The 24,816-nt window shown below is 58.1% G+C and carries 24 protein-coding genes; 16 read left to right on the top strand and 8 right to left on the bottom strand.

Annotated features, from left to right (window positions below):
* Nucleotides 1-77 precede the first annotated feature (77 nt).
* Nucleotides 78-917 carry a hypothetical protein gene (locus LAO20_11110; GenBank protein MBZ5531969.1) on the bottom strand — a complete coding sequence of 280 codons (840 nt, stop codon included), beginning with the start codon at nucleotides 915-917 and terminating at the stop codon, nucleotides 78-80.
* Between the two features lie 391 nt (nucleotides 918-1,308).
* Between LAO20_11110 and LAO20_11105 the strand changes: the two genes are divergently transcribed.
* The 4 genes from LAO20_11105 (at nucleotide 1,309) to LAO20_11090 (ending at nucleotide 5,772) form a co-directional block, all read left to right on the top strand.
* On the top strand, nucleotides 1,309-1,797 hold the full coding sequence (locus tag LAO20_11105; protein ID MBZ5531968.1) for a (2Fe-2S)-binding protein: 489 nt from the start codon (nucleotides 1,309-1,311) through the stop codon (nucleotides 1,795-1,797).
* A 21-nt stretch (nucleotides 1,798-1,818) separates the two neighbouring features.
* Nucleotides 1,819-4,149 (top strand): xanthine dehydrogenase family protein molybdopterin-binding subunit, encoded by a 2,331-nt coding sequence (locus tag LAO20_11100; protein ID MBZ5531967.1) that lies wholly within the window; start codon nucleotides 1,819-1,821, stop codon nucleotides 4,147-4,149.
* 12 nt (nucleotides 4,150-4,161) lie between these two features.
* On the top strand, nucleotides 4,162-5,025 hold the full coding sequence (locus LAO20_11095; protein ID MBZ5531966.1) for a xanthine dehydrogenase family protein subunit M: 864 nt from the start codon (nucleotides 4,162-4,164) through the stop codon (nucleotides 5,023-5,025).
* A gap of 294 nt (nucleotides 5,026-5,319) precedes the next feature.
* On the top strand, nucleotides 5,320-5,772 hold the full coding sequence (locus LAO20_11090) for a carbon monoxide dehydrogenase subunit G (protein ID MBZ5531965.1): 453 nt from the start codon (nucleotides 5,320-5,322) through the stop codon (nucleotides 5,770-5,772).
* Here the strand turns inward: LAO20_11090 and LAO20_11085 are convergent.
* The 3 genes from LAO20_11085 to LAO20_11075 all read right to left on the bottom strand — a co-directional run bounded on the left by LAO20_11085 (nucleotide 5,769) and on the right by LAO20_11075 (nucleotide 8,156).
* Nucleotides 5,769-7,184 (bottom strand): nicotinate phosphoribosyltransferase, encoded by a 1,416-nt coding sequence (locus LAO20_11085; protein MBZ5531964.1) that lies wholly within the window; start codon nucleotides 7,182-7,184, stop codon nucleotides 5,769-5,771. The two genes, LAO20_11090 and LAO20_11085, sit on opposite strands and share 4 nt — an antisense overlap.
* A gap of 45 nt (nucleotides 7,185-7,229) precedes the next feature.
* Nucleotides 7,230-7,442 (bottom strand): hypothetical protein, encoded by a 213-nt coding sequence (locus LAO20_11080; GenBank protein MBZ5531963.1) that lies wholly within the window; start codon nucleotides 7,440-7,442, stop codon nucleotides 7,230-7,232.
* A gap of 129 nt (nucleotides 7,443-7,571) precedes the next feature.
* Complete coding sequence (locus tag LAO20_11075) at nucleotides 7,572-8,156, bottom strand: hypothetical protein (protein MBZ5531962.1); 585 nt, start codon at nucleotides 8,154-8,156, stop codon at nucleotides 7,572-7,574.
* 209 nt (nucleotides 8,157-8,365) lie between these two features.
* Here LAO20_11075 and LAO20_11070 point away from each other — a divergent pair, with 209 nt between their 5' ends.
* The 9 genes from LAO20_11070 (at nucleotide 8,366) to LAO20_11030 (ending at nucleotide 18,181) form a co-directional block, all read left to right on the top strand.
* The gene (locus LAO20_11070) at nucleotides 8,366-9,082 is read left to right on the top strand and encodes an HAD-IA family hydrolase (protein ID MBZ5531961.1); all 717 of its coding nucleotides are present in this window, start codon (nucleotides 8,366-8,368) and stop codon (nucleotides 9,080-9,082) included.
* A 109-nt stretch (nucleotides 9,083-9,191) separates the two neighbouring features.
* Nucleotides 9,192-9,617: an OsmC family protein gene (locus LAO20_11065; protein ID MBZ5531960.1), complete on the top strand. Its 426-nt coding sequence runs from the start codon at nucleotides 9,192-9,194 to the stop codon at nucleotides 9,615-9,617.
* 32 nt (nucleotides 9,618-9,649) lie between these two features.
* Complete coding sequence (locus LAO20_11060) at nucleotides 9,650-10,051, top strand: hypothetical protein (protein MBZ5531959.1); 402 nt, start codon at nucleotides 9,650-9,652, stop codon at nucleotides 10,049-10,051.
* Between the two features lie 185 nt (nucleotides 10,052-10,236).
* Complete coding sequence (locus LAO20_11055; protein MBZ5531958.1) at nucleotides 10,237-11,274, top strand: DUF2911 domain-containing protein; 1,038 nt, start codon at nucleotides 10,237-10,239, stop codon at nucleotides 11,272-11,274.
* A gap of 118 nt (nucleotides 11,275-11,392) precedes the next feature.
* Nucleotides 11,393-11,887, top strand: coding sequence for a DUF1203 domain-containing protein (locus LAO20_11050; protein ID MBZ5531957.1), 495 nt, complete (start codon nucleotides 11,393-11,395; stop codon nucleotides 11,885-11,887).
* A 75-nt stretch (nucleotides 11,888-11,962) separates the two neighbouring features.
* Nucleotides 11,963-13,330, top strand: a complete 1,368-nt coding sequence (locus LAO20_11045; GenBank protein ID MBZ5531956.1) for a glycoside hydrolase family 47 protein — start codon at nucleotides 11,963-11,965, stop codon at nucleotides 13,328-13,330.
* A gap of 473 nt (nucleotides 13,331-13,803) precedes the next feature.
* The gene (locus tag LAO20_11040; GenBank protein MBZ5531955.1) at nucleotides 13,804-14,646 is read left to right on the top strand and encodes an SDR family oxidoreductase; all 843 of its coding nucleotides are present in this window, start codon (nucleotides 13,804-13,806) and stop codon (nucleotides 14,644-14,646) included.
* A gap of 143 nt (nucleotides 14,647-14,789) precedes the next feature.
* Nucleotides 14,790-15,191: a BlaI/MecI/CopY family transcriptional regulator gene (locus LAO20_11035; protein MBZ5531954.1), complete on the top strand. Its 402-nt coding sequence runs from the start codon at nucleotides 14,790-14,792 to the stop codon at nucleotides 15,189-15,191.
* Between the two features lie 2 nt (nucleotides 15,192-15,193).
* Nucleotides 15,194-18,181 carry a hypothetical protein gene (locus LAO20_11030; protein ID MBZ5531953.1) on the top strand — a complete coding sequence of 996 codons (2,988 nt, stop codon included), beginning with the start codon at nucleotides 15,194-15,196 and terminating at the stop codon, nucleotides 18,179-18,181.
* Nucleotides 18,182-18,270: 89 nt separating this feature from the next.
* On the opposite strand, the gene LAO20_11025 is transcribed toward LAO20_11030, so the two are convergent.
* The 3 genes from LAO20_11025 to LAO20_11015 all read right to left on the bottom strand — a co-directional run bounded on the left by LAO20_11025 (nucleotide 18,271) and on the right by LAO20_11015 (nucleotide 20,332).
* Nucleotides 18,271-19,047 carry a cyclase family protein gene (locus tag LAO20_11025; protein MBZ5531952.1) on the bottom strand — a complete coding sequence of 259 codons (777 nt, stop codon included), beginning with the start codon at nucleotides 19,045-19,047 and terminating at the stop codon, nucleotides 18,271-18,273.
* 161 nt (nucleotides 19,048-19,208) lie between these two features.
* A complete protein-coding gene (locus LAO20_11020; protein MBZ5531951.1) occupies nucleotides 19,209-19,814 on the bottom strand; it encodes a thiamine pyrophosphate-binding protein in 606 nt (201 codons plus the stop codon).
* A 2-nt stretch (nucleotides 19,815-19,816) separates the two neighbouring features.
* A complete protein-coding gene (locus LAO20_11015) occupies nucleotides 19,817-20,332 on the bottom strand; it encodes a sulfopyruvate decarboxylase (GenBank protein MBZ5531950.1) in 516 nt (171 codons plus the stop codon).
* 138 nt (nucleotides 20,333-20,470) lie between these two features.
* On the opposite strand from LAO20_11015, the gene LAO20_11010 reads away from it, so the two are divergent.
* The 3 genes from LAO20_11010 to LAO20_11000 are packed head-to-tail and all read left to right on the top strand — an operon-like array spanning nucleotide 20,471 to nucleotide 23,141.
* The gene (locus tag LAO20_11010) at nucleotides 20,471-21,943 is read left to right on the top strand and encodes a CoA-acylating methylmalonate-semialdehyde dehydrogenase (GenBank protein MBZ5531949.1); all 1,473 of its coding nucleotides are present in this window, start codon (nucleotides 20,471-20,473) and stop codon (nucleotides 21,941-21,943) included.
* Nucleotides 21,944-21,958: 15 nt separating this feature from the next.
* Nucleotides 21,959-23,011 (top strand): hypothetical protein, encoded by a 1,053-nt coding sequence (locus tag LAO20_11005; protein MBZ5531948.1) that lies wholly within the window; start codon nucleotides 21,959-21,961, stop codon nucleotides 23,009-23,011.
* Entirely contained in the window at nucleotides 22,992-23,141 is a 150-nt protein-coding gene (locus LAO20_11000; GenBank protein MBZ5531947.1) for a hypothetical protein, read from the top strand. The genes LAO20_11005 and LAO20_11000 overlap by 20 nt, the downstream gene beginning before the upstream one ends.
* Before the next feature lie 325 nt (nucleotides 23,142-23,466).
* Here the strand turns inward: LAO20_11000 and LAO20_10995 are convergent, their stop codons facing one another.
* On the bottom strand, nucleotides 23,467-24,441 hold the full coding sequence (locus LAO20_10995; GenBank protein ID MBZ5531946.1) for an IS1595 family transposase: 975 nt from the start codon (nucleotides 24,439-24,441) through the stop codon (nucleotides 23,467-23,469).
* Nucleotides 24,442-24,816: the final 375 nt, after the last annotated feature.

Raw genomic sequence — 24,816 nt, 5'->3', positions numbered from 1 at the left:
CCTCGTCAATAAAAAAGCGCAGCGTGCTGCTGCGCTTTCACGGCTGGTCGTTTATCGCGAAGAGGAATTTGCCGCCGCTAAAAGCGTATCCCGATCCCAAAGCTGGCAATGGGATAGAACTTGACGATGGAAACGTCCTTGTTCAGCTTGGTTTGCTCGTTCAGGATCTGGGCCTGGATGGTCGGGTCGGTGGCCGCGTTCACGCACGCCAAACCCGTCACCGGATCGCACGCCGTGCCGGCCAGGCTGAGCGTGGTTTTAGGCGCACCCTGGAACACGATGCCGAAATCGTGAAAGATGGTGAAGTGATGGTTGTGCGGAATGGGGTTGCCAAAGCCGAACATGACCATTGGCGCGCCCTTGTTCACCGTCAGCTTGCCCGTCCCGTGGATGGGATCAGCCGGGCTGCTGCGCACGCTGATGTTGCCCAGGTCAAAATTTTGCCCGCCGGGCACGTTGGCCGTGGCGATGATCTGGTTGTTGTTGTAGATGAGAGCGCCGGGGCTGATGTGGAACAAGTCGCCCAACGGCGTGATGTCCACCAGGACTTCGGCGGAACGATATTGCAGCGTGGCGTCATAGTGCACGCCGCTGGCGTTGAATCCGTGGCTCACGTTCAAGCCGTTGAAGCCGCCGCGGACGTTGAGAAACCGGTTGATGGAAACGCCGGCATCCACGCCGGCTCCCAGCGAAGAGAATTTCAGGACCAAGCCAAAACGTGGCTTGAACACCAGGTCTTCGCCGACGATCGGCAGCGGCATGGCCGCGGGCCGGGGCTCAGGAGCGTTGGGTAGAGCGTCGCTCGCGACTGCGGGAACTGCGGTAGGCGAACTGTCATCGCCCAGCGCACTCGCCGGACGGGCGGCGGCAAAAGCCATTACCAACATTAAGGTGGTAAACAGAAATCTTGGTTTCACGGTACTCCTTGCCCCGGGGATTCTCGGGCAGCACCTTCCAGATTTAGGGGCTGTTTTTCCCGTGATTATGTTCGTCAATCCAAGGCGGTCAAATGACGATGGGACAAAGGCCAGGTAACCGCCGGAAGGGGCCTGAGATCGCCGCAATCGGAAAAGCAAATGCTCACCACGGAGGCACGGAGACACGGAGAAAAGCAAAAGGGGCAAAATGGAGTAACGGCGTCAGGAGCCTTGAACGAATGGCTAACGGCTAACCAAAAAATCTAACGACCAATTACCAAATACCATTTATTTCTCCATGCGATGTGGCAAGGAAGGGGCGAACCATTTACTATGTCCAGCGTCCAAAGAGTTCCCTGCTGGACCTATATTCAGGCCAAGGGGTAGTGCAATGAAAAAGATCAGTGTCACAGTGAATGGGACTACGCGCCAGAGCGAGATTGAACCGCGGCTGCTGCTGGTCCACTATCTGCGCGATGTTCTAGGCCTTACCGGCACGCACGTGGGCTGCGAGACGTCACTCTGCGGCGCGTGCACCATCATGGTGGATGGACAAGCCGTGAAGTCCTGCACCGTGCTGGCCGCGCAAGCCGACGGCTCCAACGTCACCACCATTGAAGGCTTCGCCGACGGCGGCACGCTGCATCCCGTTCAGCAGGCGTTCTGGGAGCATCACGGGCTGCAATGCGGATACTGCACGCCCGGCATGATCGTGGCCGCCACGCAGATACTGCAGCGCAACCCCGATCCCAGCGAAGAAGAAATCCGGCAAGGCCTGGAGGGCAACCTCTGCCGCTGCACCGGATACCAGCACATTGTCCAGGCGGTGCAGTGCGCCGCCAAAAAGATGAAGTCCAAGCCAGCGGCTACGGCCCGATAAGGCGGCCTTTGAGGTGAAGACATGGCGGAAAAGTTTGTAGGCAAAAGCGTAAAGCGCACTGAAGATCCCCGGCTGATCCAGGGCCTGGCCCACTACGTTGACGACATCAAACTGCCGGACACGCTGCACGCCGTGTTCGTGCGCTCCATCTACGCGCACGCGCGCATCAAGAAGATTGATACCAACGCGGCTTCGAAGACCGCGGGCGTGGTCGCGGTGTACACCGGCAAAGACATCTCGCAAAAAATTGGCCCGGTGCCGTGCGGCGCGGCGATTCCTGATATGAAGGTCCCGGACCATCGCGTGCTGGCCACCAGCAAGGTCTACTGGGTCGGACATCCTGTGGCCGTGGTGATCGCCGAGAACAAATACATCGCCCGCGACGCTGCCGACCTCATCCAGATTGATTACGACGAACTGCCGCCGGTGCTCGACGAAGAAAAAGCCGCCGACCCCAAGAGCCCGGTCATCCACGAGCAATTTGGCAGCAACATCGCGTACAAGCTCACCGCCGGTGAAGGCGACATTGAAGCGGCGCTGAAGTCCGCCGACAAAATTGTGAAGCAGAAGATCTATCACAAGCGGCTGGCGCCCATCGCCATGGAGACGCGCGGCGTGCTGGCCCGCTACTATCCTGGCGAACAGGAGCTCACGCTGTGGACCTCCACCCAGATTCCTCACCTGGCGCGCACGCAAATCTCCATCATGCTGGGCATGCCGGAGAACAAGCTGCGCCTCATCGCTCCGGAAGTGGGCGGCGGGTTCGGCTCCAAGCTGAACGTTTACGCCGAAGAAGCGGTCATGGGTTACGCGTCTATGCAACTAGGCCGTCCGGTGAAGTGGATTGAAGGCCGCCGCGAAAATATCCAGGGCACCATCCACGGCCGCGGACAGGTTGGCTACGTGGAAATCGGCTGCAAGAAAGATGGCACCATCACCGGCTTCCGCTACAACGTATTTGCTGACATGGGTTCGTACTTCCAGCTGCTCACGCCGGCCATCCCCACGCTGACTGGGCTGATGCTTTCCGGCTGCTACAAAATTCCCGCCATCCAGATGAATGTGACGGCCTGCTTTACCAACAAGATGTCCACGGACGCCTATCGCGGCGCCGGACGTCCGGAAGCAACCTATGTGATCGAACGCGCCATGGACCTGGTGGCCGCCGAACTCGGCATGGACGTGGTGGAAGTCCGCCGCAAGAACTTCCCTGCTCCCTTTGGCGGCGACAACATGTTCAAAACCGCCACCGGCCTGTTCTATGACAGCGGCAACTATCAGGCCGCGCTGGATAAAGCCCTGAAGATGGCCGACTACACCAAGCTGCGCGAAGAGCAGAAAAAAGCCCGCGCGGAAGGCCGCCTCATCGGCGTGGGCGTTTCCACGTACGTTGAAATCTGCGCCATGGGTCCCTCACCCGCGCTGCCTGCCGGCGGATGGGAGTCGGCCACCGTGCGCATTGAGCCCACGTGCAAAGTTACCATCATGACCGGATCTTCTCCGCACGGTCAGGGACAGGAAACCTCGTTCTCGCAGATCGCCGCGGACGAGCTGGGCGTGACCGTGAACGACTGCACGGTGATCCACGGCGACACGGCAATCGTGCAGTATGGCATCGGCACCTTCGGCAGCCGCGCAACGGCCGTCGGTGGCACCGCCGTGTACATGGCGCTGCAGAAGCTCAAAACCAAAGCCACCACGCTGGCCGCGCATATGCTTGGCGTCGACGCAAAAACCGTCACCTTCGCTGACGGCAAGTTCTCCAGCGGCGGCAAGAGCGTGACCATTCAGGAAGTCGCGCTGAACGCCCACCTGGCCAAAAACATTCCGGCGGACATGGAACCCGGGCTTTCCGCAACATCGTTTTTTGAACCCAAGAATTTCACGTTCCCGTTTGGCACGCATATCTGCATCGTGGAGATTGACCGCGAGACCGGGGAGATCCACTTCAAGCGATACATCGCCGTAGACGACTGCGGCAAACAGATCAACCCGCTGCTGGTCCACGGACAGGTGCACGGCGGCATTGTGCAATCGCTGGGCCAGGCTTTGTTTGAGCAAGTTGTGTATGACGATCAGGGCCAGCTGGTCAGCGGCTCGCTGATGGATTACGCTGTGCCCAAGGCCGCGCAATTGCCGTGGTTCGAACTGGACAGCACGGAGACGCCGTCGCCGGTGAATCCGCTGGGCGTGAAAGGCGTGGGCGAAGCCGGCAGCATCGGCGCCACGCCGGCCATCGTCGCCGCGGTGGTGGACGCGCTGGCGCCCTTCGGCATCCGCCACATGGATATGCCCATCAAGCCTGAGCATGTCTGGAACATCATCAAGAAGGGCAAAGCGGGCGCGGCATAACAGGAGGAGAACATGATTCCGGCAAACTTTGATTACATCGCAGCCAAGAGCCTGGACGAAGCACTCTCTCTCCTGGCCAAGTACAAAGACGACGCCAAGATTCTGGCCGGCGGCCACAGCCTGCTGCCCGCCATGAAGCTGCGCCTGATGCAGCCCAAGGTGCTCATTGATATCGGCAGGATCAAAGATCTTTCTTATATCAAGGAAGAAGGCGGCCAAGTGCGCATCGGCGCCATGACCACGCACTTCCAGATTGAAACTTCTGCTGTGCTGCAACGCGTGTGTCCTCTGTTGCCGGAAACGGCCACCCACCTGGGCGACATGCAAGTGCGCAACAAAGGCACCATCGGCGGCAGCGTTGCTCATGCAGACCCCGCGGCTGATTGGCCCGCTGCGGTCATCGCGCTGGGCGCGGAGATCGTGGCCGTCGGCCCCAAGGGCGAACGCGCCATCAAAGCCGACGACTTCTTTGTGGACATGCTCACCACCGCTCTGCAACCCGGCGAACTGGTCAAGGAAATCCGCTTCGCCGCGGCGAAGGGAAAAGTCGGGCAGGCATACATGAAGGTCCGGCATCCGGCGTCAGGCTTTGCCGTGGTCGGCATCGCCGTTACGCTCACCGCCGACGGCGGCAAGTGCAGCGCATGTGGCGTGGGCGTAACCGGAGTTTCACCCAAGCCCTATCGCGCCAAAAGCGTGGAAGCCGGACTGAAAGGCAACGCGCTTGACGCTAAGACCTTCGCAGCCGCCGCTGCACACGCCGCCGATGGCGTGGACACCAACACTGACCTCTACGCCTCCGGCGACTATCGCAAGCACCTGGCGGAAATTTATACTCGCCGCGCGCTGGAAACGGCAGCTTCGAGGATCAAGTAAACCGATTTTGCCGACGCCGGTACGTTCAGTGAGGGGGAGTCGTTCATGACTGAATCGGAGCTCATTTGGGCAATATTTGGCTTTGTGGCGTTCCTGGCACTGATGATGCTGTTCCCTATTTGCATCCGGCTCGGGCACATTCGGGATCTGCTGCGCAAACAGCAGGAGCCGCATGCCCCAGCGCGGCAAGGCCCCGCAACTCTGGAAATAGGCGCGCGTGGCCCGGTGAAATAGACAAGTAATCGTGAAATCCAAATTACCCGATTACGAAATTACTCAATTACCCGATTTCGTATGACCATCGACGGCACCCACAAAATCAACGCCTCGCGTGAGCGGATCTTTGATCTGCTCACCAACCCCACTCTCTTGCAGAAGTGCATTCCCGGCTGCGAGAAGATGGAAAAGACCGGCGAGAACCAATACAACGCCCAGTTGTCGGTGGGAATCGGGCCGATCAAAGGCCAGTTCACAGCAACCGTCACACTGCAGGATTTGCGCCGCCCGGAGCATTACGGCCTGGCCATGGAAGGCAAAGGCCAACCGGGATTTGTAAAAGGATCAGGCCAGTTGACCTTTACTGACGATGACGGGGCAACTTCCGTCCACTTCACCGGAGAAGTCCACGTAGGCGGATTGCTGGCCAGCGTGGGCCAGCGCATGATCCAGGGCGCAGGCAAGATGATGGCGGAACGCTTCTTCGTGGCTCTTGAAAACGAAGCCAAGGCCAGCCAGAAAGCTTCCTAAGTCGCCAAACTTACTTGTTCATGATTGTTTGCCCGTTCGCGAATCTGCGCCACTGACTGCGTGAACAAAACTTCGCCATCGCGGAACACCGGACGCAACCGGTCTTCCCAATCCGTTTCTCCTGGCCGGGACCTGCGGGTTGACCACTCGCCGTTCAAGAAATGCAGCGCCAGGCGCCCGCGCTTGGAGACTTTGTCGTGGCCCTCCACCGGATCCTTGAAGACTTCGCGGTCCCGGCCGTTCACGGTGACGTTGGAGCACTTGAAGGCGAACTTCTGTGTATCGCGGTTGAGTTGTTGCAGCAGTGCGCCGCCCATGCCGAACGTGATGTTGTCCGCCGCCCAGCCTGCGCGGCTCATGGCCACCAGCGTGTCCTGGATGGTCCAGTAGTTCACGCCGTCGCCCTGGATCACGCGCACTTTGGGGTTCAGCACGCGATAGCCTTTGGCGTTGATCTGGTAGCTGAACTTCTCTCCCAGAATCTCCAGAACCTTGAGCACCGTCTCGCGCGGATTGCCGGAGTCTGGCCGCACCACCAGCGTGCCTTCGCGCGCCAGCACTTTGTCATGGAGCACGTCGCCCCACAGCTTCTCGCAAGCGTCATAGACGTTGTAGGAGTCGCTGACCACCGCCACAATGCCCGCGGGAAACTGCGTGAGCATGTTGTTGTACGCCAGCACCTCATTCTCGCGTCCCCAAGCGGTGATGGTGGAATGTTCCGCAGCCGGCACGCTGAAGCCTTCCATTTCGTTCGACTGGTAATAGTGTTGAAGCACGCGGATGCCTGCCACCGTGTCCGTGCCCTTGAAGTTGATCAGGTGCGCCGCCGCGCCGATGCCCGCGGTCTCTTCGCTGGAGGCACCGCGATAGCCGAAGTCATGCAGCTTGAAGTCAATCAACGCCGGATCGCCGGTACGCTCCAGCGCGGTCAGGAAAACTTTGCGGATCGCCCGTGAAAGCGTGGCCACGGTGATCGGATACCAGACTTTCAGCAGCAGCGTCTCCAGGTAATTGGGCAACCAGTAGCATTTGGGATCAGTATTCTCAATGGTCATCAGGACGTTTTGCACGTCCACGATGCTGCCTTCTTCGATTGCTTTGATCTCCACCGGCAGTCTGCCGCGGTGTTCGCCGACAATGTGCATCCAGCCTTCGGCATTGAACATGCCCGGACCAAGATGCTGGTCCACGAACTTCTGGGCCTCATGCACGTCGTCTTCGCGCACGACCGCGCCGGCAAGGTACTTCAGCAGGTAATACTGCAAGCCAAAGAACACAACTTGGCCGAACATGCCGCCGCGCGATTCCAGATAGCTATAAACGCGCTCCGTCCCCGGCGGATACTGCTTCCAGTGGGTGAACTTATAACTGTCGGTTTGCAGGATGAGGTTGTGCGCTTCTGGAGCCGGCATCGCCTTGCATGGTCTCATGCAGGATGATTGTGCGCAACTTCAGGGTTAGCGATGGCTGTTCAGCTTGGCCAGTTTCCCGTCAATTTCACTGAGGGCTTGCCGCAGGGATTGCGTGTAGCGCTCGTTGGTGGAGGATTCAATTTGACGCAGCACGTAGGCGCGGGAAAGCTGCAGACTGGCAATTTCGTGCTGGACTTTCTTTTCCTCGTCGCTGCGCGCCCGGCCAGGTCCGGCAGCCTTGTCGTTTGCGCTATCCATCTGGGACTCAACCGATTTGCTCTCCCAACCTCGGGCCATGTTCTTGATTATAAACCGCGGTTCTATGAAAAAAGCGGCCCGGTTCGTGGCCGGGCCGCTTCTCAACGTGCGTTGCTGAACCTGCCGATCTTACATCTTGTTCTTCAACGAGTAGCCAATGGAAACCGCGAACCGCTGCACGCGCGGGCCGCTGAATTCCACGTTGTTCCTGACAAAATACAAATGGGCTTCAGGGCGGATGAAGATGCTGTTGGTCACGTAAAACCTGAGGCCGCCGCCAACGTGGGTCATGAAATGGTTGCTGCTGACAAAATTGGTGCAGCCGCTGAAGGTGCCGCAGGTCAAGAACGGCGTGTAGAATCGCAGACTCTCCAGTCCCACGCCTCCCTGCAACTCCGCCTGGACTTTCTTCCCCAGTTCCGGAGCATAGACGGCGTTGAAGTCGTAAAGAATCGGGCGATAGGGCTGCAGAAAGATGTCAGTGTTCTGACTGCTGCGCCAGGAAACTGCCATGCCAACGCCCAGTCCCTTGTGGAAGAGAAAATCCCCGCTTAGGGTTGGATAGGCTCCGCCGCTGATCGTCTGTTGGAAATGGTTGATGGTGGTAGCGGTAGGCGGATCACCGTCCGATGCAGGCTGGCCGGTAATCGTGCCTACACCGAATGCCAGATCCACCTGTTGGGCCTGGACCGCGCTGGCTGCAAACAAAACCATGCAAAAAGCCGCAACTGCTAACGATAGTCTTTTCAAGGTAGTCTCCAAGCAAATAAGGCTTAGCCAGGCGGCACGTTGTGCCGGCCCAACCTTTACCTGTCTCTATGATCCATCTGAATGCGATTATCCTCCCCGCTGCAAGGGAAAGTCCAGCCATCGGTTAGCACCCGGATAGAAGGAACCAAACCAGATACCAACACCCTTCAGAGATGAAAGTTTCGGGCCATAGGTTGGCCGCTGAGAAGGCGGAAAAGGACCTGCTGTTATGCTGGAAAGTGATCATTACTTGCCTGGCAGTCCTCTTTGATCTGGACGGCGTCCTGGTGGATTCCACGCCGGCCGTCTCCCGCGTCTGGGGGCGCTGGGCGCAACAGCATGGGCTCGATTCTCAACGGGTCATCGCCACCGCGCATGGACGCCGCAGCATTGAGACCATTCGCATGGTCGCGCCGCTTCTGGATGCCGAGCGGGAAAACCTGACGGTCGAACGCCGGGAGATCGCTGAAAGAGAAGGTGTGACGGCTTTGCCCGGCTCCGCCGCCCTGCTGCATGCTTTGCCCGTGGACCGCTTTGCGATTGTCACGTCCGCCACGCGGGCTTTGGCCTTGGCACGGCTGGGCTACGCCGGCCTGCCTGCGCCCGGCCGATTGATCACCGCTGATGATGTTGTTCGGGGCAAGCCTTCACCGGAACCTTATCTCAAAGGCGCGGCGCTCCTGGGCGCGGCTCCGGCTGATTGCCTGGTTTTTGAAGACACGCCCGCTGGAATCCAGGCGGCGCGCGCCGCAGGGATGAAAGCGGTCGCATTGCTAACCACCTATCCCGCACAGGACCTCGCGCAAGCTGACGCGCTGGTGGCGTCGCTGGCCGAGGTGAAGATGGATTTCGACGGGCGATTGCTGCGATTCAAGATCGCTCAAGGTTGAGCGAAAGGCCGGCCGTCATGCGGGACCAGCCCAGGATCGTTCCGCGCTATTCCCCGTCTGCTCAGTTCCCGTTTACAATCTCCCTGACTTTATTTCAGGAGAAAAACTCATGCAACGCAATGCAAGCGCGCACTGGAGCGGCGGTCTGAAAGACGGCAAAGGCACACTCACTTCGCCCAGCGGGGTCCTTAAACAGACGCCGTATTCATTTGCCACCCGTTTTGAAACGCAGCCGGGAACGAATCCGGAAGAACTCGTCGCCGCGGCGCACGCCGGATGCTTCAGCATGGCCCTCTCCGGCCAACTCGGCGCCGCCGGCATGACCGCGCAATCCATTGACACCATTTCCACAGTGACTCTGGAGAAACTGGACTCCGGGTTCGCCATCACCACCGTGCATCTTCAAGTGAAGGTGAAGATCCCCGGCGCCGACAAAGCCAAGTTTGACGAAGCCGCCAAGAACGCCAAGGAAGGCTGTCCGATATCCAAGCTGTTTAACGCCAAGATCACCATGGACGCGCAGTTGGAAAGCTAGAAGCACGCGACCGCGCTTCCCGGAGGAAACTTGTGAACAAACGATTCATCATCTCCCTCATCGTGATGTACGTGATGGTGCTGGCACTGGGGTTTGTGGTTCACGCCCTGCTGCTCCACTCTGATTACGCCCAAATCCCCAACGTGATGCGGACCGAAGCTGATTCGGCGAAATACTTCCCGTATATGTTCACAGGCCAGCTCTTTTTCGCGGTGGCCTTCACCTGGATCTATCAGCGCGGCAAAGAAGATAAGCCCTTCGTGGCCCAGGGCCTGCGCTACGGACTGGCCATGGCGGCGCTCACCGTGGTGGCCAAGTTCCTGATCTATTACGCGGTGGAGCCGTTGCCCGGAATTCTGGTTTGCAAGCAAATCATCTTTGACTCCATTGGGATTGTACTGATGGGCGTGGTCCTGGCGGCCCTCAACAAATAGCGCGCGCGGACGAACGCCTGCCGCCGATGGTCGCTTACTCCTGCCCTGCGTAGAAGCGGTGTCTGCTCACGACAGGCGGAGAGGCTCGTCTAATCCTGCGTCTGCCGTGAGTCTTTGGCCCATAGATCAATCCCAACGTTCTGGAGACGTGTATCATGCGGAAATATTTATCGGCGGCCGTGTTGATGGCCGCAACTTTCTTCTTTCAAGCGACTGACGCCGCCGCGCAATCGGCTGTGGTGGATGTGCCCCGCGGCAGCCAGCACGCCACGGTGATGCAGCGGATCGGCATTACCAACATCACCATCAACTACCACCGCCCGCTGGTCAACGGTCGCAAAGTCTGGGGCGGCCTGGTTCCCTACGGCCAAGTCTGGCGCGCCGGCGCCAATGAGAACACCACCATCGAATTCACGGACCCGGTCACTGTGGAAGGCCAACCTCTGGCCAAAGGGATTTACGGCCTGCACATGCTGCCCGGCGAGAATGAGTGGACCGTGATCTTCTCCAAGATGAACTCTGCCTGGGGCAGCTTCAGCTACGACCAGAAAGAAGATGCGCTACGCGTGACGGTAAAGCCGCAACCATCGGAAATGCATGAAGCCGTGACCTACGACTTTGATGATCCCAAGCCTGATGCCGTCACCGTAACTCTGCGCTGGGAGAGGCTGGCCGTCCCGTTCAAGATCGGCGTGAATACGCATGAGATTGTTACCGAGAGCCTGCACCAACAGCTTCGCGGACTGGCCCAGTACACATTTGAAGGCTGGGACGATTCAGCCAACTACTTCCTGGCGGAAAAGTACAACCTGGAAGAAGCCCTGAAATATTCTGACCGCTCCATCGGCGTGGAAGAGCGCTTTGACAACCTGATGACCAAAGCGTCCATTCTGGACGCGCTCAACCGCAAGACGGACGCTGAAGCGGCGCGCAAACGGGCCCTCCCGCTGGCCAGTGCGCAACAGCTCCACAATTACGGACGCCAGCTCCAGATGCAGGGCAAGCAGGAAGAAGCGTTCAGCGTGTTCCACGAAAACATGAAGAAGAACCCCAACCACTGGACCGCCCACAATGAAGCCTCCCGCATCGCGGTGGCCAAGGGCGATTTTGACGGCGCGGTAAAGGAAATGAAGCTCGCCAAGGACGTTGCCCCGGAGCAAATCAAGGCCCCGCTGGACGGCATCGTCAAGCGGCTGGAAAAGAAAGAGGACATCAACAAGTAAGTTCACGTGCCCGACTTTGGGCGCAAGGAACGGAGTGTCCCGCAGTCCTGTCATCACCTAACCTCTTGTTGTCAGGGCAATGTTTTCGACCAAGCCTGACGACAAGGAGTTAGAACAGATGACAGGATTTCGTATTTTTGCGATTGAAGATTCCATTGCCGATGCGGTGCGTGAAACGTTGAAATCTCCGCAGTACGGGCACCCCGCCCACGTGGAACCCGCCACAGGCTACGGACCTTGCCGCAGCTGCCTCCGGCAATTTCAGACCGGCGAACAACGGATTCTTTTCACGTATAACCCTTTCGCGGGGCTGGACAAGTATCCTTCTCCCGGGCCGGTGTTTATCCACGCTGAACCTTGCCGCGCGTTCGACGCAATCTCCGAATGGCCGGCTGAACTGCGGAGCTTGCCTCTTACGTTGGAAGCTTATGGACCGGACCGGCATATTGTCGCGCGGGCCAGACCGGAACCGCACAGTCTGGAAACGTCCACGCAAGACCTGCTGCAAACGCCGGGAACCAAATACATCCACGTCAGGAATACAGAAGCCGGTTGCTATATCGCCCGGATTGAAAGATGGGAAGCGGCTGGCGGTGCAGGGATTCCAGCCTGACTAAGGCAACTGGATTCTGCTCTGCGGTATGATGGTCAGCGATTACGCACCTCTTTCCGTGGAGACGAATCAATCATGCACCGTGCGTTTCGCACGCTTCTTTTGCTGGTGTTGACGGCTGTTGCAGCGCCGCTTCCTGGCTCTGCCCAGGCCATCCAGATCCCCAACGATCCCGGTCCGCTGGCTAAACAGGTCCGCTCAGAATTTCTACAAGCCTGGAACGCTTACAAGCAGTACGCCTGGGGGCATGACGAGCTCATGCCGCTCACCAAGAGTTCGCATGACTGGTACGGCGTTTCGCTCTACATGACGCCGGTGGACGCCCTGGACACCATGGTCCTGATGGGCCTTAACGATGAAGCCGACAAGGCCCGCGAGCTGATTGATAAGGACCTCTCTTTCGACCAGGACATTTCCGTCAAGACCTTTGAAGTGACCATCCGTCTGCTGGGCGGGCTGTTGAGCAGCTACCAGCTCACCGGGGACAAGCGGCTGTTGGAACTGGCGCAAGACCTGGGCAACCGACTGCTGCCGGCCTTCAGTTCGCCCACCGGCATGCCTTACATGTACGTGAACCTCAAAACGGGAAAGACCAGCGGCGCAGTGAGCAATCCGGCGGAGATCGGCACGCTGCTGCTGGAGTTCGGCACGCTGAGCAAGCTGACCGGGAACCCCGCCTTTTACGACAAAGCCAAGCGCGCGCTGACCGAGCTTTACAGCCGCCGGTCGAAGATTGGCCTGGTGGGTTCCACCATCAACGTGGAGACCGGGGCCTGGGTGGACACCACCAGCCACATCAGTGGTGGCATTGATTCCTATTACGAATATCTTCTCAAGTCGTGGCTGCTGTTTGGCGACAAAGATTGCGAGAAGATGTGGAAGTCCAGCGTGGACGCCGTGAACAAACATCTGGCGGACAACACGCGCACCGGCCTGTGGTACGCACAGGTGGACATGACCACGGGGAAAAAAGTCTCCACGCACTTTGGCGCGCTGGACGCTTTCTTCCCCGCCGTGCTGGCCCGTGACGGCGATCTTGACCGCGCGCGCAAGCTGGAGGACTCAGCTTACAAGATGTGGACCACCTTCGGCATTGAACCGGAGGAGATGGACTACACCACCATGAAGATCGTCTCGCCCGGATATCCGCTCCGTCCCGAGGTGATTGAGTCCGCCTACTATCTTTATTTCTATACCAAGGAAGACCGCTACCAGGAGATGGCCGCCACTTTCCTCAGCAGCCTGGTGCGCTATTGCAAATCAGAATCCGGCTACGCCGCGTTGCGTAGCGTGGAGTCCCGCGAAAAAGCTGACCGCATGGAAAGCTATTTCCTGGCCGAAACTTTGAAGTATCTTTATTTGTTGTATGCGCCGAGAGAAACCGTAGATTTGAACAAAGTGGTCTTCAATACGGAAGCCCATCCTCTGAGAAAAACCTGGTAGCAGACCATTGCAGAAACCTCCCAAGGAAAAAGGCCGGGCAGTTTGCGAGACTGCCCGGTAAGTGTTTGCTCGTTTGTTATCTACCTACACCTGAGAAGAGAGGGTTGTACTTTGACTTGTCAGTCCGGCCGTTTAACCGGATTTACAGCTAGGGTCGCTTGCGTTCAAATCACCGCTACTACAATTGCGCTTTGATGCTTAGCTGTACCACTCAGCATTGGCTCATCGCTACCGGCGCTCCCGCTATCTGTCTCTTGCTCAACTTTGCCCTAACATCTGATAGCCGGCGCTCAACTTAGCTTTCCCGTCTGCCTGTTCATAATGCAGGCGGGCTGCCAAACGCATGCAGTCGCAAGCTATTGAAAGCAATGGGCAACGGTCCGCGCAAGGAACAGCCGCCTGTGACACAATGTCACAGGGCTGCGACAGCGTGTCTCGCCACCAAGCTCTTTTGGGTCATAAGAGGAGAATCCATGCGGGAAAAAACTGTGGTCATTACCGGAGCCACTTCCGGCATCGGCTTGGTCGCTGCCGAGGAACTCGCCAAAAAAGGCGCGCGCCTGGTGCTGGTGGCGCGCGATAAGACTCGCGCCGAGCAAGTGTTGTCAAAGCTGCGTGAGCTGGCGCCGGACATCAATCACACCGTTCATTACGCCGATCTCTCGCGCCTGCAGGAGATGAAGCGCGTGGCTGCGGAGATTGCCGCCGCCGAACCGCGCATTGACGTGTTCATCAACAACGCCGGCGCGTTGTTCAATTCGCGCCAAGTCACGGAAGACGGCCTGGAACTCACCTTTGCCCTCAATCACATGTCGTACTTTGTGATGGCCCATGGCTTGCGCGAGCGCCTGGTCGCTTCGGCGCCCTCGCGGGTCATCAACACCGCGTCCGACGCGCACAAAGGCAACCAGCTGGACTTCAACGATTTGCAGTCCTCCGGCAGCTATCGCGGCATGAAAGTTTACGGGCGCTCCAAGCTCTGCAACATCCTGTTTACCCGCGAGCTGGCGCGGCGATGGGCGGGAACGCACGTAACCGTCAACACGCTGCATCCCGGCTTTGTGTCCACGCGTTTCGGGGACCAGAGCGGCGGCTTCTTTTCTTACGTGGTGCGTGCCGCGAAACTTTTTGCCATCTCGCCGGAAAAAGGCGCTGAGACCATTGTGTATCTGGCGTCGTCCGACGCCGTGACCCGCGTGAGCGGCCAGTATTTCTACAAATGCCGCGTCGCCACGCCGACCAAAGAAGCCCAGGACGACGCTGCCGCCCAGCGGCTTTGGGCGGAAACCGCAAAGCTGGCGGGAATCGGGATATAAAGACCGCCAACCTGCTCGATCTCAGGTTGATCTTCCGCGCTTTCGTTCGTCAAAAAAAAGTGCGCGGACCCTCTTGACAATTCCTGCTAATGTACTAGCATGTGCTAGTGCACTAGCACAATAGTGAGACTCATCGGAGCCCCATGCCACAAGAAAAGCGCAGCGAACAACCTCTCCAACTGGGCCGACGCGAGCGCCAGATTATGGACGTGATCTACCGCCGCGGCAAAGCCTCTGTCTCGGAAGTGCGCGGTGATTTGCCGGACCCGCCCAGCTACTCGGCCGTCCGCGCCATGCTGGGTTTTCTGGAAGACAAGGGCTACTTGCGGCATGAGCAAGAAGGCCTCAAATACGTCTACCTTCCGGCGCAGGACACAGGCCAGGTCCGCGAGTCCGCACTGCAGCATATGGTGAAGACTTTCTTTGGCGGATCGCCGGAGCGGGCCGTGGCGGCGTTGCTGGAAATGTCAGACGCCAAACTTTCCGCCCGCGAGAAACAGTACCTGTCACAGATGATCAAGAAAGCGCAGCAGGAGGGCCGGTAAACATGAGCACGCTTGTTTCTATCTCCGCACTCATTCTGGATACAACCGTGAAAGCAACCGTGCTGCTGGCGCTGGCCTGGGCTGCCGGATGGCTCCTCAAGCAGCGTTCTGCATCCGCGCGCCACATGGTGCGGACCATTGTTCTCAGCGCTTTGCTCCTGCTTCCTTTCTCCGGACATCTCTTGCCCGCGTGGCACGTGAAAGGCATTCCGGATTTCATGCCGGCGACTGCTCTGCAGCCTGCGACCGCGAGTACTTTGCCAGCGGACGTTGCACCCGTCGCGACTTTTCAGGCAGAGCATTTCGCCGTAACCTCTCTTTCGACAGACAGGACCATGGCTTCACCCTCAGCCGACGCCGCCGGTACTCTGCCCCACAACCGCAGAATCGCGCGCGTTGCCAAGCCATCGCCTCCCGCCAGAACGTCACATGAAGTCCAGACCTGGAGAGCGGTTGACACCTCTGCCCCAACTTCGGCCGTCGCGCGACCGGCGCTCGCCGCAGTCTCCTCAATTCCCGTAGAGCAGAAATTTACTGTGAACTGGCCGGCTCTTGCGCTGGTATGGCTGCTTGGGACTTTGTTGTTTGCTACTCGATGGATTGCCGCAGTGCTCCGCGTGACCCGGCTGGTTCGCCGCGCTACTCCGCTCTACCACGAAGCACCCGTATACCAGGCTGACGAATTGGCGCGCGCGCTGGGAATCCGGCGCCGCGTCGCACTGCGCGTGAGCGATGAAGTGGATGTTCCCCTTGCAGTTGGAACGCTGCATCCCATCATCATCTTGCCGCCCGACCATCACGAGTGGTCAGAGTTGCGGCGGACCGCGATTCTCAATCATGAACTCGCGCACATCGGCCGCCTGGACTCTCTGGCGCAGGCTGTGGCGCAAGTGGCCGCCGCTCTGTACTGGTTCCATCCTCTGGTATGGCTCAACGTCCGCGCCATGCGCGCCGAACGCGAGCATGCTTGCGATGATCACGTGCTGGCCACCGGAACCAAGGCTTCTGACTACGCGCATGAATTGCTGGACATTGTGTCTGAACTTCGCCGGCCGCAGTTGAACGCAGCGCTGGCCATGGCCCGACGCTCGCAGCTTGAAGGACGCGTCCTGGCCGTGCTGAACCCAGCAGCGCGCCGGGGCGCGGTTTCCCGCGGCAGCGCGATCGCTATCGCCGCGCTGGTCCTGGCGGTTGTGCTGCCGCTGGGCGCCATGCGCCCCGCGCAGACCAGCACTCCTGCCGCCCCAATTGGCGCGCAGAAAGCAAGCTCGGGAACCGCGGCTTCGACACCGGCCGTCGCCGCAGACCCGAGCAGCGCGAGCGCACCGTTGGCTGTGTTGGACGGTTCTGGACCGGTCTTGGCGGAAGCTCCTGTCGCTACAACTTCAGATGATGGACGCCTCGCCGAGTTGCGCGCTCGCCTGGCTGAGCTGCAAGCCAGGATGCAAGACAAACAAGGCAGTGCCGAAGAATTGCAGGCGCGTGTTGCTGACCTTCGCGCGCAACTGGCCCTCCTGGATCAATTCCAGCTGGTTGAAGCCGAGCGCGCGGCGCTGGTCGCGCAAGCTGCGCCAAGCGCTCCATCAGCCCCTGCTGTTCCTGCGGCCCCAGGAGTTCCATCTGCGCCCGCGGCGCCCGCAGCGCCCTCAGCTCCCGCGGCTCCTGGCGCGGGTGATCTCAACGTCTGCGGCACGCGCGCCAAGCTCCATCACATGAACATGGAGAGCAACAACAATGGCGGCTACAGGCGCTGGACCGCCAGTTGGTCAGGCGACGACTGCAGCGTTGATCTTCGCTCCGAAGGAGAGATCACTTTCAACGCTGACGCCATGGAGATCCAGAGCATCTCTTCCGGCGGCTACTTTGAAGTGAGTGAACGGAAGGGTTCAACTTTGCGTTACATAAAAGTCACTCCTTCGAGCAGCGGGCTGCAGTACGTCTATAAGATCAATGACAAGCAGCAGCCGTTTGAAGGCGAAGCCAAGACCTGGTTCTCCAGTTTCTTGCTGGCTTTGGAGCGCAGCACCGGCTTCGCGGCCGATACGCGCGTGCCCAGGCTGCTGGCCAAGGGCGGCCCCAATGCTGTCCTGGATGAAATCAACAACCTGCAGGGCGACTTCGTCCGCGGGCGCTATTTCCGCAAACTGCTGGAGCAGCCCAAGCTGCCGGGACCCATCGTTGTTCGCATCATCAACCAGGCCGGCCAGCAGATCACCAGCGACTTTGAACTGGCCCGCGTGCTCATGGAAGTGAGCAAGCAATACGACCTCGCCGACGAAGCTTCCCGCAGCGCCTTTCTCAACGCGACGGGCAAGCTCAAGAGCGACTTCGAGCACTCGCGCGTACTGATCGAACTGCTCAAGCGGCCAAACCTTTCCAAAGAGAACGTTCGCCTGGCGCTGGATTCAGCCGCCAGCATCAAGAGCGACTTCGAGAAGTCACGCATTCTCCTCTCGCTGCTCAACCTGCCCTCGTTTGACCAGTCCTACCTGGACCTCTATCTCAAGATGGTTGCTTCCATTAAGTCTGACTACGAAAAGTCGCGTGATCTGCTGGCTCCCATGCAGAAGTACCAACTGGCTCTCAATCAGACCAACCAGATCATGGACGCCACGGCGACCATCAGCTCCGATTACGAGAAGTCGCGCCTGCTGCTGGTCCTGACGCAAAAAGGCAAGTTGGACGAAAAACAGACCGCCAGCTACCTGAACACGGTGGACTCCATGAAGTCCGACTTTGAGCGTTCTCGCAGCTTGCTGGCCTTGCTGGAGAGCACCAAGCTCAGCAACGCCAACCTGGGGAAACTGATTGATGCCGCCGGCCGCATCAAGAGCGATTTTGAAAAATCACGCGTGCTGCAGGCCGTAGCCAGGAAATATCCGCTGGAAGGCGCCTTGCGCGAGAATTACATCAGGATCGCGGACTCCATCCGCAGCGAGTTCGAACGTAACCGCGTGCTGGCGGGCATCGTGCACAGGGCCACGCTGTAACTTTATTCGTGTTCCTTCGCGTGCATTCGCGGCAAACTGCATCATGGTAACGATAGGGCTCCCTCGCTCCGCTCGGGATGAAGAAAGAGCTAGGGCGTAATCGCAATCACCCTCAACGGGCTCCCTGATCCATTCACTATCTTCAGCGGAGCGGCGATCACCACCGCGCCGGTGGCCGGAAGCTGGTCGAGATTGCAAAGTCCGGCCAGGCCGAACTTGCCGCTGCCGTGCATGATGTAGTGATTGGGAAATGGCGGATCAAACATCGCCGCGCGCCCGGCGTCGGTGCCCACGGTTTCCACGCCCACGCCCAGCACGTCGCGCTCCTTGGACAAGAACTCTGAACACTCTTTCACGAAACCCGGCGTGTGCGGTCCGTCTTTTTGCAGATTGATGTACCGCTCGGGATCGGTGCGCTTGGACCATCCGGTGCGAAACAGCACCCAGGCTCCGGCGGGAATCCGTCCATTCTGCGACTCCCACTGCTTCACCCGCTCCACGGTGAGCAGGAAGTCGGGGTCTTTAGCGACGTCGGCCACCACGTCAATCACGCACGCCGGGCCGACAAACTTCCGCGGATTGATCTTGTCCACGCTGTTCTCCGGCAGGTCTTTGCCGCTCACCCAGTGGATGGGCGCGTCAAAGTGCGTGCCGGTATGCTCGCCGGTCTCAAAACCGTTCCAGTACCACGCGGGACCGCGATCGTCATAGCGGGAGATCTCCCACATCTTGAACTGCGGCGTGTTCGGCCACTGCGGCGGCAAGGGCAGCAGCGGCGTCTGCGCGCTGAGCGGTTGCGTTAGATCCACCACGCGAAGCGTGCCCTGGTTCAACTGCGCGACAAGTTCTGTGAGGACGTTGGCCATGATTGGGCTCCTTTTACGACGCAACGAACACTTCTACCACGGAGGCACTGAGACACGGAGAACAACACGGCAGGCAGCTTCAAATCCTTGATCAATCTCACGACGCACGGTGCCAAACTCGCGGACTCGCCGGAAAAGTCGCCGCCACAAATGCAAATCCCCTACTTCCTCCGTGCCTCCGTGTCTCCGTGGTGAGATTTTGCCGCCAGATTCTCAATATGCCGCTTGAACTGAAACCTGTTTTCCAGCAACGACAAGCCAGTGACGTATGCCTTCGGCCCCACGGCTTCCACTTTGGCTACGATGCAGCTTAGATCGTTGGCCCGCATCGCTTCGTCAAAGGCCCGCGTGAACTCCTCCATGGTAGTCACCGTTTGTGCGTGGGGGACCCCGGAAGCGCGTGCGATGCCGGCCAGATCGCTGCCGGTTGACGTCGCCGTGGGAAATCCGCCGACAGACAACAGGCTCTCATTATCAAAAATCACGTGGACAAAATTCCTCGGGCGATAGCGCGCCAGCGTGGTAAAGCCGCCCAGGTTCATCAGGACGGAGCCGTCGCCATCGAAGACCACAACTTTCTGGTCAGGCAGGCAAAGCGCCAGACCCAGTCCGGTGGAAGAGGCCAGCCCCATGGCGTGCTGCAGGTAGAAAAAGTTGGGCCGGTGGCCGATGGACTGCAACTCCGCGGCCACGGCGCCCATGATGGTCACCACCAGGCAGTTATCCAGCTGGCTGTGAATTGCCCGCATGCATTCCACGCGTTGCATCATCACGCTTCCTCCCACATGAGGTCGCGCATGAGCAGCAGCGCCACGGGATGCAGCCGACTGTAGGCCAGGGTCTGTGCGTCGGCGATGCGTTTCTCCACTTTGGCCGGGTCGTCGAGAAAGTCATAGGGGATTCCCAGCGAATGCAGCACAGGTTCGGTGACGCTGCCGCCCTGGGTCTGCCAGGGATCGCGCTCGCCAAAGTGTCCGCGATAGCTGATCAGCATGAGCAGCGGCATCCGGTACAGTTGGGCAAAGCTGACAATGCCGTTCACGCTGGCCAGGAAGCCGTGGTTCTGCATGAGCATGGCGGACTTGACTCCGGCAAAATGCGCTCCGGCGGAAATTCCCACGCCTTCTTCTTCTTTGGCCAGACGGACCAGGATCATCTGCGGGTCGTCTTCCGCCATTCGGATCAGGTGCACCAGCCAGGTCTCCGGCAGAGCGGACACCAGCCCGATGCCGCATTTCTTGAGGGCATCGTAGACCACGCGCGAATTGTTCAGCGATACGGGCATAGGAAGAAGGAGGAGTTTACAAGAAATCAGGCGAAGCGCAAAGCAGGCGCGTGACTGACGTCGTCCGCCGCACGAGATTCGCGCTTTCCGCCGCCCCGGGTGCAGCCTGCGTTGTAAAATGAAGATCTCGGAGACCCCATGCCACCTACTACCACTGCTGCCGAACTCAAGTCCTGTCCTCTTTACATTGACGGGAAACCGGTCATTTCCCGCGGCCCCAAAGACATTCAATACAACCCGGCGACGGGCGAGGCCGTGGCAGAGATACCGCGCACCACGCCAGAGGAAATTTCCGCGGCGGTGGCGTCAGCGCACAAGGCGTTTCCCGCGTGGAGCAAGACTCCGGTCATCCAGCGCTGCAAAGTACTGTTCAAGTATCGCGAACTGCTGGAGGCGCACGCGGACGAATTGGTCGCGCTGATCGTCGAAGAAAATGGCAAGACCCTGGCCGAAGCGCGCGGATCGTTCGATCGCGGCATTGAGTGCGTGGAGTTTGCCTGCGGCGCGCCTACTTTGATGATGGGCGAAACCGTGGACCGCGTCGGCACCGGCGTGGACGGATGGTCCACGCGCAACGCCATCGGCGTATGCGTGGGCATCACTCCGTTCAACTTCCCTTTCATGGTCCCCATGTGGATGTTTCCCATGGCCATCGCCTGCGGCAACACGTTTGTGCTCAAGCCGTCCGATAGAGTCCCGCGCACCGCGGTCCGCATGGTGGAGCTGGCGCATGAAGCCGGGTTGCCGGCCGGCGTACTCAACCTGGTGCATGGCGCCAAGAGCACGGTGGACCAGTTGCTGACAGACGCGCGCGTGAAGGCGGTGTCGTTCGTCGGCTCCAGCGCGATTGCGCGTTACATTTATCAAACCGCCGCCAACAACGGGAAACGCGTGCAAGCCCTGGGCGGAGCCAAGAACCATTCTGTGGTGCTGCCGGACGCGGACATGAAGTCCACCGTTGCGGCCATCATGGGATCGGGCTTTGGCTGCGCCGGTGAGCGATGCCTGGCCACCAGCGTCGTGGTGGCCGTGGGCGAAGTGGGCGATCCGCTGGTGAAAGAGCTGGTCCGCGCCGCCGACAACCTCAGCGTGGGTGCGGGATGCGAACCCAAGACGCAAATGGGCCCGGTCATCACCGAGGAATCCAGGAAACGGATTCTCAGCTACATTGAACTGGGCGAAAAGGAAGGCGCGGTGCTGGCCCGCGATGGTCGCAAAGACGCCGTCAGCAAGGGCGCGGGGTATTTCGTCGGCCCGACCATCCTGGACAAAGTGAATCCCAATTCCCGCGTAGCGAAAGAAGAAATTTTTGGTCCGGTGCTTTCGGTGGTCCGGGTGAAGGACTTGCAGGAAGCTCTGGAAGTGATTGGCAAGTCAGAGTACGGCAACGCGGCGTCGGTGTTTACCCGCTCGGGCGGCGCGGCGCGCGAGTTCACCCAGAACGTGGGCGCCGGCATGGTGGGCATCAACGTAGGCGTCCCGGCGCCGGTGGCGTTCTTTTCATTTTCTGGCTGGAAGAACTCGTTCTTCGGCGACTTGCATGCTCTGGGCAAGGACGCCGTGCACTTCTACACCGAGCAGCGCGTGGTAACGTGCCGCTGGCCGGAATAGGCGACGCCCACCGGAATGACATTGCCTTTCAATCGTCAATTTTTGGCAATTCCGGCGATTATGGCAATCTTGTTGCCGCCCTACCCCCCGGCCTCCAACGGGAAATATATACTTGACGAATCAAAGAATCAAGAGGATGATGGGGGTACGCCTGATGACGAGGGTGAACTTGATGGGTATTTTTCCGTCCCCCACGACGATCCTCCAAAGTGGCTATTTATGTATACCGCATACCTAGACGAAACCGGACAGGACGCCCAAGACTGGGTATTCATTGCTGGCTTCATGGGCAAGAAGGAGCATTGGGGCGCTTTAGTATCGCCATGGAAAGAAGGCCTTGGGCCGCAACGGAAGAGCCTCCACATGGCAGAATTGCGATTCAAGAAGGATAAGGATAATGAAAAAAACATGCTTGAGCGTCTATCGAATATTCCTGTCCAGTCTGGTTTGATTCCAGTTATCGGCGGAATCTGCGTTCACCATTTCAAAGACTTGCTTATGGGAAATCCATTTTTGGAGAAATTACACAATGGCTATGTATCAGCATTGATGCCGCTGGTTATACAGGTACTGGATTGGTTGCCGTCAAATGAGAGAGTGGAGATTGTATTCGAGCAACAAGATCGTTATTTTGGTCTGGCCGATTTCGTTTTTAGTGAAATGATTAGACACGGAGCAATGCCGTACACTCTCGATGGAAAGCCAAAACTGGCAAAATGGAGTTCTGTTCCGAAGGGGAGCACTTGCCTTACAGAGCCCGCCGACTACTACGCTTATGCGATAGCGCAAGATACCAAAGACAGAACGTCCATACGGGCGCAATGGACCAAGCCGATTCTCGATAGTATAGATACTGTTCAGACCGTTGGTCGCGTGATGGACAGAGGTGAGGCAAGAACTGCGATAACGCGTCTACTAAAACAAGTGAAACTGGAAAACATCTTACTCCCTGGAAGCGATGAGGCGTTTGAAAAATTCAGGGAATTAAGTAATCGCGTGTCTAAAATTCCATTAGAGGAACGACAGAAGATCGAAAAGGAAATAGACGATGAAGAGCCGGGAATTTGAAAATTTTGACCGCGCCATGGAGCAGCTTTTAAAAGTGCCCCATAGCGAGATCAAGAAACAACTGGATGCGGAAAAAGAGGAAAAGCGAAAACGCAAGGCCGCTAAGAAGCGAAGCAAGGAAAACAAATGACTACAGAAACCAGAACTACCATTGAACTGAAAGATATATTGGCAGTCGAGTTTGAGTGTCCAAAATGTCATTCCCGCGTCACAAGGCCCGTCACTGAAGATAATGTATATTCCGCAGAGGTGCAGTCGCGGATGTGATCCGCAATGGATGGTGGCTGAAAGCAGGGACTATACCGATCTTCTCTTTTTGCTGAATATGATTGGAGCGTATTCAAAAATGGAGAATCGCCCTTTCTCTCTTCGATTTGAGATTAAGGGTTTGGCTAACATGCGCGCATAGGGCTTACCATCTGACGCGCCGCTTCCCGCGATTCTGACGGCGGTACTTAGTTGGCTTGCGTTTCCAAGCCCCGTCCGATTAGTTGCTGATAGGTAATACGTTTGCCAGCCACACCGGACAGGGCGATATCGAATCGCTCACGGTCAGTCAATTTGACCTTACCGTCTTTGCGATTGTTGAAACGGAAAGACTGTTCATCAAGGTAACGGAACAAATGAAAAGGCTCGACAGAAACGTAAGTTCCATGCAGACCGCGCTTCACCAAAGACCAAAAGTTTTCAATGCCATTGGTATGCACTTTTCCGCTCACGTAAGTCTCAGCGTGGTTGACGATCTCATGCAGGTACTCTCTGTAGAGTCCCCAATAGCCGTAAAAATCGTCAGTGTGCAGAGTTGCGCCGGACTCGACATGCGCCTTAACCAAAGTCTGCAAGGTACGCATAGAGCGGTTTTCGATCACCTGAGTTTTTACTTTCCCGTCACCTTCCAACATTCCAGCGACAATGACCTTGTTGTCAAAGCCCATATTGTCCAGTTTGGCTCTCTTGATCTTGTGCATGTTCCGGGCTTTCCCGCCGATGAAAGTCTCATCCACCTGGACAGGACTTCCGCTTCCACCAAGTTTCATCAAAGAGCCGTTCTGCATTGCCAGCCGGATGCGGTGAAGCATGAACCATGCCGACTTCTGAGTTACGCCGATAGTCCGGGCGATCTCGCAAGAGGAAACTCCGTTGCGGCAATTGGAAAGCATCCACATCACAGGCAGCCACTTCTCAAGAGGAATCGGAGAATCCTCAAAGATGGTTCCGACCTTTGCGGAAAATTGCCGCTTGGGATGGACGCTCTTGCATTGCCACTTGCGCTGAGTCTTCAGGAACACAACATCCTTGCGGCCACAGGCAGGGCAGGCGACTCCATTTGGCCACAACTTATTAGCCATGTAGTCCAGAGAGTTATCAGGGTCGGAGAAGTAAACGACCGCATCCTGCAAGGTCTTGATTCGCTGAGCATTACGTTTCATAAGAGAAATTATCGGCTATTCTGTCTGATTTGTCAAGTATATAATTACCCCTCCAACTAGGATTCCAAAAGGCTTACACAATTCATCCCCAAGAATCACAATTCATCCCCAAGAATGCTGTGGAGCGCAGGTGCCCTCGCCTGCGTCGTTTACCGCCGAGGCATTAACCACAGAGGTAATCCCACCCCCACCCCTCCCCTAAGGCCCGCGTTGCAAACAAAACCGGTTATCGCATTCGACCCAACGGTCACCCAACTGTTTACTAGCCAGTAAATTTTCTCCCTAACTTACTGATGTCATAAGCCTTAGCGGCCCTTTGGCCTTGAACCCGTTTTTTGGCTTCTTGGAGCCAATTGCTAAATTGTCAAAGACTGA

The organism is Terriglobia bacterium (assembly GCA_020072815.1).
Lineage (GTDB): Bacteria > Acidobacteriota > Terriglobia > Terriglobales > Acidobacteriaceae > Angelobacter.
The sequence above is the reverse complement of the archived record's forward strand: the minus strand, read 5'-3'. Positions and strand labels throughout refer to the sequence as shown.

Coding starts and splice junctions, on each gene's coding strand:
- LAO20_11075 (MBZ5531962.1), bottom strand. CDS start 8,156: ATGGTTTTGTTTGCAGCCAGCGCGGTCCAGGCCCAACAGGTGGATCTG.
- LAO20_11090 (MBZ5531965.1), top strand. CDS start 5,320: ATGACCATCGACGGCACCCACAAAATCAACGCCTCGCGTGAGCGGATC.
- LAO20_11065 (MBZ5531960.1), top strand. CDS start 9,192: ATGCAACGCAATGCAAGCGCGCACTGGAGCGGCGGTCTGAAAGACGGC.
- LAO20_11045 (MBZ5531956.1), top strand. CDS start 11,963: ATGCACCGTGCGTTTCGCACGCTTCTTTTGCTGGTGTTGACGGCTGTT.
- LAO20_11105 (MBZ5531968.1), top strand. CDS start 1,309: ATGAAAAAGATCAGTGTCACAGTGAATGGGACTACGCGCCAGAGCGAG.
- LAO20_11080 (MBZ5531963.1), bottom strand. CDS start 7,442: ATGGATAGCGCAAACGACAAGGCTGCCGGACCTGGCCGGGCGCGCAGC.
- LAO20_11010 (MBZ5531949.1), top strand. CDS start 20,471: ATGCCACCTACTACCACTGCTGCCGAACTCAAGTCCTGTCCTCTTTAC.
- LAO20_11000 (MBZ5531947.1), top strand. CDS start 22,992: ATGAAGAGCCGGGAATTTGAAAATTTTGACCGCGCCATGGAGCAGCTT.
- LAO20_10995 (MBZ5531946.1), bottom strand. CDS start 24,441: ATGAAACGTAATGCTCAGCGAATCAAGACCTTGCAGGATGCGGTCGTT.
- LAO20_11100 (MBZ5531967.1), top strand. CDS start 1,819: ATGGCGGAAAAGTTTGTAGGCAAAAGCGTAAAGCGCACTGAAGATCCC.
- LAO20_11005 (MBZ5531948.1), top strand. CDS start 21,959: ATGACATTGCCTTTCAATCGTCAATTTTTGGCAATTCCGGCGATTATG.
- LAO20_11030 (MBZ5531953.1), top strand. CDS start 15,194: ATGAGCACGCTTGTTTCTATCTCCGCACTCATTCTGGATACAACCGTG.
- LAO20_11015 (MBZ5531950.1), bottom strand. CDS start 20,332: ATGCCCGTATCGCTGAACAATTCGCGCGTGGTCTACGATGCCCTCAAG.
- LAO20_11055 (MBZ5531958.1), top strand. CDS start 10,237: ATGGCCGCAACTTTCTTCTTTCAAGCGACTGACGCCGCCGCGCAATCG.
- LAO20_11050 (MBZ5531957.1), top strand. CDS start 11,393: ATGACAGGATTTCGTATTTTTGCGATTGAAGATTCCATTGCCGATGCG.
- LAO20_11085 (MBZ5531964.1), bottom strand. CDS start 7,184: ATGCCGGCTCCAGAAGCGCACAACCTCATCCTGCAAACCGACAGTTAT.
- LAO20_11040 (MBZ5531955.1), top strand. CDS start 13,804: ATGCGGGAAAAAACTGTGGTCATTACCGGAGCCACTTCCGGCATCGGC.
- LAO20_11070 (MBZ5531961.1), top strand. CDS start 8,366: ATGAAAGTTTCGGGCCATAGGTTGGCCGCTGAGAAGGCGGAAAAGGAC.
- LAO20_11025 (MBZ5531952.1), bottom strand. CDS start 19,047: ATGGCCAACGTCCTCACAGAACTTGTCGCGCAGTTGAACCAGGGCACG.
- LAO20_11035 (MBZ5531954.1), top strand. CDS start 14,790: ATGCCACAAGAAAAGCGCAGCGAACAACCTCTCCAACTGGGCCGACGC.
- LAO20_11095 (MBZ5531966.1), top strand. CDS start 4,162: ATGATTCCGGCAAACTTTGATTACATCGCAGCCAAGAGCCTGGACGAA.
- LAO20_11020 (MBZ5531951.1), bottom strand. CDS start 19,814: ATGCAACGCGTGGAATGCATGCGGGCAATTCACAGCCAGCTGGATAAC.